This window comes from Telluria aromaticivorans (genome assembly GCF_013003915.1).
In the GTDB taxonomy this organism is placed as follows: Bacteria; Pseudomonadota; Gammaproteobacteria; order Burkholderiales; family Burkholderiaceae_D; genus Telluria; species Telluria aromaticivorans.
On sequence record NZ_JABAIV010000004.1, the window covers coordinates 480,739 to 491,011 of the forward strand.

Genomic DNA, 10,273 nt, shown 5'->3' on the forward strand with positions numbered 1-10,273 from the left:
GCAGGCTAGGTGCCGATTGTAGCGTACGCCCCCTTTCAGAAGAAGGTGTTCAGGGCCTGGGTCACCGTGTAGGCGTCGTCGACCGCCAGCAGCACCTGCCATTTGTCGAAGGTCGTGCACGGGTGCGAGATGCCGCAGCCGACCAGGTCGCCCACCTTGACCTGTTCGCGGACCTCGCCTTCCGGCAGTGTGAGGTAGGCGTGCTGGTCGTTCATCTTGACGATGGCGCAGCCTGGCGGCAGCGCGGTCGGCTGTTTGTCATCGCTGCCCGGGCGGTGCATGAACAGCGGCACCGGCAGGTCGATGTCGTAGGACGCGTCGCGCTTGCCCATGGTGAGGATGGCCAGGCTAGGCTCGGGACGCGATTGCACGGTGCTCCACACTTCCAGCGCGGGGCGCAGGCCTTCGCCATGGGCCTCGCGCGCATCGAGCCTGGACAGAAGGCGCTTGTACGAGCCGTGGTCGCTGGTGAGGTAGCAGCCGCTGCGCAGCACGGCGCGTACCGGGCGCGACAATCCCTCCACGCCGGCGAAGCCGCGCGCCACCAGGTCGAAATAGGCCGAGCCGCCGGCCGACAGCAGGATCTCGGCGCTGCCGAACAAGCCTTCGGCATCGGCCGAGTTCACCAAGTCCACCAGCCCGGCCAGGAAGGCGTTCACGGCGCGCACGTCGGCGTCGAAGTCGTCGCTGACCAGCAGGCCCTCGTAGCCTTCGATGCCGGCAAGCAGGAGGCCATCGGCGCCGGCGATCGCGCGCGCCACATCCAGTGCGTCCTGGGGCGTGCGGCAGCCGGCGCGCTTCCCAGGCAGGCCCAGTTCGACCAGCACCGGCAGCGGGCGCGCCAGGCCGCGCGCCTGCACCGCTTGTGACAGGCGCGTCACGCCCTCGATGGAGTCGGCCAGCACGAAGCACTCGAAATCGGGATCGTCGTGCAGCAGGGCCAGCACGGCTTCGATGTCGGCACGCGCCACCAGCTGGTTGGCCAACAGCACGCGGCGTACGTTGAACCGGTGCGCCACCTGCACCTGGGTGGCGCTGGCCAGCGTGATGCCCCAGGCGCCATTGGCCAGCTGGGCGCCGAACAGCTGCGGGCTCATGGTGGTCTTGCCGTGCGGCGCCAGCGTGGCGCCGTGGCGCTCGCAAAAATTCTTCATCCACGCGAGGTTGTGCTGCAGGGCGGATTCCTTGAGCACGGCGACGGGGAAGGAGGTGTCGCCGCGCAGGACGTTCCAGCCCTGGACGCCGATGGCGCCTTGGCGCAGGGGTTCGGTGATCGGGAGACCCTTGGTGCCGGGTGGGAGGAGTTGTTCGTCGAGGCTGGAGAGGGCGAGGCCGTCGCGGGGGAGGGTGTGCATGGGTTTTCCGGTTACACGGGTGTGGAATGCCAGTACGGCTATTCTAACGGTGGTTGAACGCGTGGGCAGAATCTGCCCACCCTACGAAGCTCGGCTGCTCAAGCGCCTCAGGAATGGCGGCGCAAAAAAAAGCACCGCCGCAGCGGTGCTCTCGGTGGCACGCGGCCGCGATTACGACATGTGCTGCCCGCCGTTGATCGCGATGTTCGCGCCGGTGACGAATGCTGCTTCGTCCGACGACAGGTAAGCCACCAGGCCGGCGACTTCTTCCGGCTTGCCCAGGCGGCCCATCGGGATTTGCGGGATGATCTTGGTTTCCAGCACTTCGCTCGGGATGTCCATCACCATCTTGGTGCCGATATAGCCTGGCGAGATGGTGTTGACGGTCACGCCCTTGCGCGCCACTTCCAGGGCCAGGGCCTTGGTGAAGCCGTGCATGCCGGCCTTGGCGGCCGAATAGTTGGTCTGGCCGAAGGCGCCCTTCTGGCCGTTGACGGACGAGATGTTGATGATCCGGCCCCAGCCGCGCTCGACCATGCCGTCGCAGACCGGCTTGGTCATGTTGAACACGGAATCCAGGTTAGTCTTCATGACCAGGTCCCAGTTCGGCTTGTCCATCTTCTTGAAAGTCATGTCGCGCGTGATGCCGGCGTTGTTGACCAGCACGTCGATCGGGCCGACGTCCTTCTCGACCTGGCGCACGCATTCCTGGGCCGAGTCGTAGTCGGACACGTCGCAGGCATAGGCCTTGAAGTCAAAGCCCTGCTCGCGCATCGTGCCCAGCCAGGTGTCCGCCTTCTTGCTACCTGGCGAAAAGGTGGTGACAACACGGTATCCCAAGGCGGCCAGCTTGATGCAGACCGCTTCGCCCAGACCGCCCATGCCACCCGTTACTAATGCAACTCTAGCCATTGTCTTCTCCAGTTTTATTGTCAGTCACTACCTCATCATCGAGCCGGGCAACCGTGCGCGGCTGCCAGCTCCCCTCCGTCTTGCAATCAGTCGCGCTCGACCGCCAGCGCCACGCCCATCCCGCCGCCGATGCACAGGCTGGCCAGCCCGCGCTTGGCGTCGCGGCGCACCATTTCGTGCAGCAAGGTGACCAGCACGCGGCAACCGGAGGCGCCGATCGGGTGGCCCAGCGCGATCGCGCCGCCGTTCACGTTGATCTTCGAGGTGTCCCAGCCCATTTCCTTGTTGACGGCGATGGCCTGGGCGGCGAAGGCTTCATTGATTTCCATCAGGTCGACGTCTTCGTGGGTCCAGCCGGCCTTCTGCAGGCACAGGCGGGTGGCCGACACCGGGCCCATGCCCATGATCGACGGGTCCAGGCCGGCCGAGGCGTAGGCCTTGATGCGCGCCAGCGGTTTCAAGCCGAGTTCTTTGGCTTTCGAAGCGCTCATCATGATGACAGCGGCGGCGCCGTCGTTCAGGCCGGAAGCGTTACCGGCGGTGACGCTGCCTTCCTTGTTGAAGGCAGGGCGCAGGCCGGACAGCGCCTCGAGCGTCGAGCCGTGCTTCGGATATTCGTCGGTGTCGAAGACGGTCGCGCCTTTTTTAGACGGGATCTCGATCGGCAGGATTTCGTCCTTGAATTTGCCTTCTTTTTGGGCAGCTTCGGCCTTGAGCTGCGACTGCAGCGCGAAGTCGTCCTGCTCGGCGCGCGAGACGTCGTATTTGCGCGCGACGTTCTCGGCGGTCACGCCCATGTGGTACTGGTTGTAGACGTCCCACAGGCCGTCGACGATCATGGTGTCGACCAGCTTGGCGTCGCCCATGCGGAAGCCGTCGCGCGAGCCGTTGAGCACGTGCGGCGAGGCGGACATGTTTTCCTGGCCGCCGGCGATGACGATCTGGGCGTCGCCGCTCTTGATGGCCTGGGCCGCCAGGTGGGTGGCCTTGAGGCCGCTGCCGCAGACAGCGTTGATGGTCATGCCCGGCACCATGTCGGGCAGCCCGCCCTTGATCACGGCCTGGCGCGCCGGGTTCTGGCCGGCGCCGGCGGTAAGGACCTGGCCCATGATGACCTCGCTGACCGAGGCGGGATCGATACCGGTCTTGGCCAGCAGCTGGCGAATCACCTGTGCGCCGAGCTCGGTCGCAGGGATCTTGGCCAGCGAACCACCGAATTTACCGACCGCGGTGCGGCCGGCGGCCACGATGACGACGTCTTCCATTTGGATCTCCCTAGTCCCGGTCTGGCCGGGGATTTGTTGAGACTGCAGGTTGCGAAACCATGCATCTTAAAGTGCGTGCTGTAACGACGTTTGAGGAAAACCAATATTATCAGCTAATCCACAGATTACAACCGCCTGATGCGAGCGCCCTAGCGGTGTTGTCAGGTGGTTTTTGAACATCCCAGCAAGGTTCGTTTCCTACTGGAATGATGTGTACGCAACTCTCCTTTCGGTCAAATTTCACAGTAGAATGCACGAGCGCAACGCCAACCAGACTGCTTTATGACCAAAACCCCAAGCTCGCTGCCCATTGAAATCAAGATCTCCACGGTCGTCGCCATTTCGACGATCCTGCATTCGGCCGATCCGGCCACGATCGATGGGGCGCTGCACCAGATGACCGGCGGGGTCGCGGACTTCTTCGACGACGAGTTCGCGGTAATCGACGTCGCCGCCATTGCGCATGAATGGTCCGCCACCGCGGCCCCGGCCATCGACTGGCCGGCCCTGGTGGCGCTGCTGAAGAAATACCGCCTGAACGCGGTTGCCGTGCGCGGCGCCGCACCAGGCATGGAAGACGCAATCCGCGCCCATGGCCTGTCGCTGGACGATGGCTCGAGCGGCGTGCGTGCGCCGGAAACGACCGCAGCCCCGGTTGCTGCGCCCGTGGTGGAAACCGCTGCAGCGCCTGCCCCGGCGCCGGCGGAACCGATCCCGGCGCCGGCTGCGGCGCCGCTGCCCGTGTCGGCCATGATCATCGACACCCCGGTGCGTGCCGGCCAGCGTGTCTATGCGCGCGGCAGCGACCTGATCATTACCGCCGTCGTCAACAATGGTGCGGAAATTATTGCTGACGGCAGCATCCATGTGTACGCACCATTGAATGGCCGGGCTCTCGCGGGCGCGTCCGGCAATCCGGAGGCGCGCATCTTCGCCCTGTCGATGCAGCCGGAACTGGTGTCGATCGCGGGCGTGTACCGCACCTTCGACGACGGTTTCCCCAATGACCTGACCCGCCAGCCTGCACAAATCCGGCTGGTCGGCGACCGTCTCGATATATCATCGCTGGCTCCGGCTTCGTCGCGCGCGTAACCCCCGGCCTAGATACTGCTAGATACTGTAAAGGATTTTTTGTGGCACGAATTATTGTTGTAACGTCCGGCAAGGGCGGAGTGGGCAAAACCACCTCGAGCGCGAGCTTCTCCAGCGGCCTGGCCCTGCGCGGCCACAAGACCGTGGTCATCGACTTCGACGTCGGCCTGCGCAACCTCGACCTGATCATGGGCTGCGAACGCCGCGTCGTCTACGACCTGATCAACGTCATCAATGGCGAAGCGACCCTGAACCAGGCGCTGATCAAGGACAAGCACACCGACAACCTGTTCATCCTGCCGGCGTCGCAGACGCGCGACAAGGATGCACTGGGCGAAGAAGGCGTGGAACGCGTGCTGAACGACCTGGTCCAGATGGGCTTCGAGTTCATTATCTGCGATTCGCCGGCCGGCATCGAGCACGGCGCCCTGATGGCGCTGACCTTTGCCGACGAGGCGATCATCGTCACCAACCCCGAAGTATCGTCGGTGCGCGATTCGGACCGCATCCTCGGCATCATCCAGGCCAAGTCGCGCCGCGCCCAGAGCGGTTCGGAGCCGGTCAAGGAGCACCTCCTGATCACCCGCTACTCGCCGAAGCGCGTCGAAGCCGACGAAATGCTGTCCTACCAGGACGTGCAGGAAATCCTGCGCATCCCGCTGATCGGCATCATTCCGGAATCGGAATCGGTGCTGCACGCCTCGAACCAGGGCAACCCGGCGATCCACTTCAAGGGGACCGACGTGGCCGACGCCTACGAGGACGTGATCGCCCGCTTCCTGGGCGAAGACCGTCCGCTGCGTTTCACCAACTACGAAAAGCCGGGCCTGTTCCAGCGCATCTTTGGAGCCAAGTGATATGCCACTGCTCAATTTCCTGTTCCCGGAGAAGAAGAAGAGCGCCACAGCTGCCAAGGAACGCCTGCAGATCATCATCGCGCGCGAGCGGACCAACCGTGCCGGCCCCGACTTCCTTCCGGCGCTGCACCGCGAGCTGATCGAGGTGATTTCGAAGTACACCAAGGTCAACGCGGACGACATCAAGATCTCGCTCGACCGCCAGGGCAACCTGGAAGTGCTGGACGTGAACGTGGTGTTGCCGGACGCGTGATTCCGGTGTTTTGAATAAACAAATGCCCGTTTGATGCGGGCATTTGTTTAGGTGTGACGGCTGTGGCTGCGATAAGAACTTGGATCCCGGCCTGCGCCGGGGTGACGTTCTTGGAGAATTGGTCAACAGACCGTTAACGCTGTTCCTCTAATGGCCTGGAAACCGTCGTACGCGCCACTGGCGGCTACGACTTCCGGCAAAGGCCGGAACCCACGTTGCTGGTGTGCCAGCAGCTCACATCGGCGCCACCGTACTCCCCGTATCGATCACGTTCAAGCTCTCCAGCTCCCGCGCCACCTGCGCGCAGGCCTCCACGTGCTGGTTGCCCATCTTGCGAAACAGCGCGAACCCGATCGCAGCCGAGGCCACCTGCCCCGCGATCGGCACCACCTTGGCCACTGTCTTGGCCGCGATCCGGATGCCGGCGCGCTGGAACACAGCCAGCACCAGCTTGCGTGTTACCAATTTACCCACCAACATGCCGCCGACCGAAGCTGCTGCACGGTAGATCAGCACTTGCCGCTGTGGGTTCAGGCGCTCGATCTGCTTCTGGCTGAGCCCGAACTCCTTGTTCACCTCTTCGACCAGCACCGCGAAGGTGGTCAGGTCCGACAGGATATCCACGCCCGGCAGGGGAATGGCAGCCACGCCGGCCGACACCATCGCCCGCTTGCGCACCATCTCGCGGCAGCGCTCGCGCGCCAGTTCGACCCCGATGCCACTGACCGGCACCAATGGCGCTTCCGTCGAAAGAATGTCCTTGTTTTTGCGTCGAAACAACATATCGCCTCCTGGTTACTGTTTGAACAAAGTGTAACGCGGAGCCTGCTATCCCCTTAACACAACAGAACAAAGGTTCCGATTGCAAATTCCTAGTTTTCCTATAGCACTATTTTGTGAAAGTCTGATATATTCGGTTTAACTTTGTAGGAGTCTTCCTACAACAGTAACCTTACCAGTAAATGACCCATGAAGATTGCGATTCTGGAACAAGACCGTGCCCAGGCAGAGCTTATTTGCCAGGTGCTGACCGCTGCCGGCCATAGCTGCCAGGCGTTCGACAGCGCCCGGGAATGCCTGGCACAGTTGCGCAAGGAAACTGCCGACATGCTCGTCATGGACTGGAATGTCCCGGATATGGAAGGCGCCGAAGTGCTGCGCCGCGCCAAGGAAAAGATGGCGTCGAATGCCCCGACCATCTTCCTGGTGGCGAACAATGCCGAGGACGACATCATCGCGGGCGTGACTGCCGGCGCCGACGACTACCTGGTCAAGCCACTGCGCCGCGGCGAGCTGGTGGCACGCGTCTCGGCCCTGCTGCGCCGCGCCTACCCGTCGCAAAACAGCGCCGAACAGCTGCAGTTCGGCCCGTATATCTTCGAAACCCGCCCGGGCCGCCTGATCAAGGATGGTTCGGTGGTCGACGTCACCCAGAAGGAATTCTCGCTGGCGCTGCTGTTTTTCCGCAACATCGGCCGCCCGCTGTCGCGCGCCTACATCCACGAGTCGGTCTGGGTCCGCGATACCGACGTGCCTTCGCGCACCATGGACACCCACGTCTCGCGCGTGCGCAACAAGCTGAGCCTGCGTCCTGAAAACGGTTTCCGCCTGGTGCCGGTGTACAGCTACGGCTACCGCCTGGAAAAACTGGGCGCCTGAGCATCCTCATGGCGGCCCCCCGCGGCCGCTGAAACCCTGCTCGGACAAGGGTATAATGGGCGCATACCGTCCACCCCGTCCCTCCATGCAACTGCTTGCCGTTGGCCTGAACCACACGACCGCACCGGTCTCGCTCCGCGAGCAGCTGGCGCTCGGGCCTGAGCAGCTCGGCGGGGCAGTGCAGGCGGCGCGCGGCTGGTTTGCGCGCCAAGGCGGCGGCAGCGGCGCCAGCAACGAGGCCGCCATCCTGTCGACCTGCAACCGCACCGAGATGTACGCGGCCTGCGACGCGCCCAATCCGCTCGACGCCTCGGCCCAGTTCCTGGCCCATTACCACGCCCTCAATTTCTCCGAGCTGCGCCCCCACCTGTACATGCTGCCGCACGACAGCGCGGTGCGCCATGCCTTCCGCGTCGCCTCCGGGCTCGATTCGATGGTGCTGGGCGAGCCGCAGATCCTGGGCCAGATGAAGGATGCCGTGCGCACCGCCGACCAGGCCGGCGGCCTGGGCACCTATCTGCACCAGCTGTTCCAGCGCAGCTTCGCGGTGGCCAAGGAAGTGCGCAGCACCACCGAGATCGGCGCCCATAGCGTCTCCATGGCAGCTGCCGCGGTGCGCCTGTCGCAGCGCATTTTTGATTCCATCGCCGACCAGCACGTGCTGTTCATCGGCGCCGGCGAAATGATCGAACTGTGCGCCGCCCACTTCGCGGCGCAGAACCCGAAATCGGTCACCATCGCCAACCGTTCATTGGCACGCGGCCAGGACCTGGCCACCCGCTACAACGGCGAGGCGATCCTGCTGGCCGACCTGCCCGAACGCCTGCACCAGTTCGACATCGTGGTCTCCTGCACCGCCTCTACTTTGCCGCTGCTGGGCCTGGGCATGGTCGAACGCGCGATCAAGGCGCGCCGCCACCGTCCCGTCTTCATGGCCGACCTGGCCGTGCCGCGCGATATCGAACCCGAAGTCGCGCGCCTCGACGACGTTTTCCTGTACACCGTCGACGACCTCGCGCAGGTGGTGCAAACGGGCATGGAGAGCCGCCAGGCCGCCGTGTCGCAGGCCGAAGCCATCATCGAGACCCGGGTCCAGTCCTTCATGCACTGGGTCGGCGACCGCGCCGTGGTGCCGGTGATCCGCGACCTGCACGAGTCGAGCGAGGCGCTGCGCCTGGCCGAACTCGAACGCGCACGCAAGCTGCTGGCGCGCGGCGAAGATCCCGAAGCGGTGCTAGAGGCGCTGTCGCGCGGCCTGACCGCCAAGTTCCTGCATGGCCCGCAGCAGGCGCTGCACCATGCCCAGGGCGACGAGCGCGCCCGCCTGGCAGCCCTGCTGCCGCAGCTGTTCCGCGGCCGCCGTTAGCGGCCCTTCCCCCTTCGTTGTGCGTCTTTCACGAGACGCGTGCCGGCCGCATTGCGGCTTCCGAATTCATCCGACTTTACCGAGTATTCCCATGAAACCATCCATGCTGGCCAAGCTGGAGCAACTGGCCAACCGCTTCGTCGAACTCGACGAGCTCCTGATGTGCGAAGGCGCCACCGCCAACATGGACAGCTACCGCAAGCTCACGCGCGAACGCGCCGAGCTCGCGCCACTGGTCGAGCTGTTCCACCAGTACGGCGCCGCCCAGGGCGACATGGCCGCAGCCCAGGAGATGGCGCAGGACCCGGAGATGAAGGAGTTCGCGCAGGACGAGATCGAAGCAGCCAAGGCGCGCCTGGCCGCGCTGGAGCTCGATCTTCAAAAAATGCTGCTGCCGAAGGACGTCAACGACGAGCGCAACATCTTCCTCGAGATCCGCGCCGGCACCGGCGGCGACGAATCGGCGCTGTTCGCCGGCGACCTGCTGCGCATGTACACGCGCTTCGCGGAACGCAACCGCTGGCAGGTGGAAGTCGTGTCGGAATCGAGTTCGGACCTGGGCGGCTACCGCGAAGTCATCGTGCGCATCATCGGCAACGGCGTGTATTCGAAACTGAAATTCGAATCGGGCGGCCACCGCGTGCAGCGCGTGCCGGCCACCGAGACGCAAGGCCGCATCCACACCTCGGCCTGCACCGTGGCCGTGATGCCGGAAGCCGACGAGGTCGAGGACGTGAACATCAACCCGGCCGACCTGCGCATCGACACCTACCGCGCCTCGGGCGCCGGCGGGCAGCACATCAACAAGACCGATTCGGCGGTGCGCCTGACCCACCTGCCGACCGGCATCGTGGTGGAATGCCAGGACGACCGCAGCCAGCACAAGAACAAGGCGCAGGCGCTGAAAGTGCTGGCGGCGCGCATCAAGGACGTGCAGCTGCGTGAGCAGCAGTCGAAAGAAGCGGCCACCCGCAAGAGCCTGATCGGCTCGGGCGACCGCAGCGAGCGTATCCGGACCTACAACTTCCCGCAGGGACGGCTGACCGACCACCGCATCAACCTGACCTTGTACAAGCTGGACTTCATCATGGATGGCGATTTGATCGACCTGACCAATGCGCTGGCGGCGGAGCACCAGGCGGAATTGCTGGCGGCGTTGGGGGATTGATGTTGTAGGGTGGGCGGTTTGTGATTCAGGCCACTGGCCTGAATCACTCCCGCCCGCGCGTTCAACCGGCCCGTGATCAACCATCTTGTGTCTGTTCATATGGGATTTGAACGCGTGGGCAGAATCTGCCCACCCTGTAACAGCAAAGTAGAAATGTCCGCTTTTAGCAAAGTTAAAATGTCCGTTTTCCAAAAGTCACACTCGCTTTTGAGCGGATGCTTTCTTCGCTGCCGTGGTGCCCTGCGTGATGATGGCGGCTGGTAAATCGACGCGATAGGGGCGGGCACGTTGTCTCTTGTCGAGCGTCGCGTGCAGCGATTTTGGATCAGTATCGGTGATGCTCGTT

The 10,273-nt window shown here is 64.0% G+C and carries 10 protein-coding genes; 6 read left to right on the forward strand and 4 right to left on the reverse strand.

Annotated elements, in window-relative coordinates:
* Nucleotides 1-35: 35 nt before the first annotated feature.
* The 3 genes from HGB41_RS14715 to HGB41_RS14725 all read right to left on the reverse strand — a co-directional run bounded on the left by HGB41_RS14715 (nt 36) and on the right by HGB41_RS14725 (nt 3,532).
* Nucleotides 36-1,355 carry an amino acid deaminase gene (locus tag HGB41_RS14715; RefSeq protein ID WP_171085640.1) on the reverse strand — a complete coding sequence of 440 codons (1,320 nt, stop codon included), beginning with the start codon at nt 1,353-1,355 and terminating at the stop codon, nt 36-38.
* Nucleotides 1,356-1,526: 171 nt separating this feature from the next.
* The gene (gene phbB, locus HGB41_RS14720; protein ID WP_171085642.1) at nt 1,527-2,267 is read right to left on the reverse strand and encodes an acetoacetyl-CoA reductase; all 741 of its coding nucleotides are present in this window, start codon (nt 2,265-2,267) and stop codon (nt 1,527-1,529) included.
* A gap of 86 nt (nt 2,268-2,353) precedes the next feature.
* The gene (locus HGB41_RS14725; RefSeq protein ID WP_171085644.1) at nt 2,354-3,532 is read right to left on the reverse strand and encodes an acetyl-CoA C-acetyltransferase; all 1,179 of its coding nucleotides are present in this window, start codon (nt 3,530-3,532) and stop codon (nt 2,354-2,356) included.
* 282 nt (nt 3,533-3,814) lie between these two features.
* Between HGB41_RS14725 and minC the strand changes: the two genes are divergently transcribed.
* From minC to minE, 3 genes are read left to right on the forward strand one after another with little or no spacing between them, the layout of a single operon-like run.
* Nucleotides 3,815-4,624, forward strand: a complete 810-nt coding sequence (minC, locus tag HGB41_RS14730; RefSeq protein ID WP_171085646.1) for a septum site-determining protein MinC — start codon at nt 3,815-3,817, stop codon at nt 4,622-4,624.
* A gap of 41 nt (nt 4,625-4,665) precedes the next feature.
* Nucleotides 4,666-5,481 (forward strand): septum site-determining protein MinD, encoded by an 816-nt coding sequence (gene minD / locus HGB41_RS14735; RefSeq protein ID WP_171085648.1) that lies wholly within the window; start codon nt 4,666-4,668, stop codon nt 5,479-5,481.
* A gap of 1 nt (nt 5,482) precedes the next feature.
* Nucleotides 5,483-5,734: a cell division topological specificity factor MinE gene (minE, locus tag HGB41_RS14740; protein ID WP_171085651.1), complete on the forward strand. Its 252-nt coding sequence runs from the start codon at nt 5,483-5,485 to the stop codon at nt 5,732-5,734.
* 234 nt (nt 5,735-5,968) lie between these two features.
* Here minE and HGB41_RS14745 read toward each other — a convergent pair whose 3' ends face one another.
* Nucleotides 5,969-6,517, reverse strand: coding sequence for a hypothetical protein (locus HGB41_RS14745; protein WP_212760947.1), 549 nt, complete (start codon nt 6,515-6,517; stop codon nt 5,969-5,971).
* Between the two features lie 186 nt (nt 6,518-6,703).
* Between HGB41_RS14745 and HGB41_RS14750 the strand changes: the two genes are divergently transcribed.
* From HGB41_RS14750 to prfA, 3 genes are all read left to right on the forward strand, one after another.
* Nucleotides 6,704-7,393 (forward strand): response regulator transcription factor, encoded by a 690-nt coding sequence (locus HGB41_RS14750; RefSeq protein WP_171085653.1) that lies wholly within the window; start codon nt 6,704-6,706, stop codon nt 7,391-7,393.
* Between the two features lie 85 nt (nt 7,394-7,478).
* Nucleotides 7,479-8,759 carry a glutamyl-tRNA reductase gene (hemA, locus tag HGB41_RS14755; protein ID WP_171085655.1) on the forward strand — a complete coding sequence of 427 codons (1,281 nt, stop codon included), beginning with the start codon at nt 7,479-7,481 and terminating at the stop codon, nt 8,757-8,759.
* Nucleotides 8,760-8,850: 91 nt separating this feature from the next.
* Entirely contained in the window at nt 8,851-9,927 is a 1,077-nt protein-coding gene (gene prfA / locus HGB41_RS14760; protein WP_171085657.1) for a peptide chain release factor 1, read from the forward strand.
* Nucleotides 9,928-10,273 lie beyond the last annotated feature (346 nt).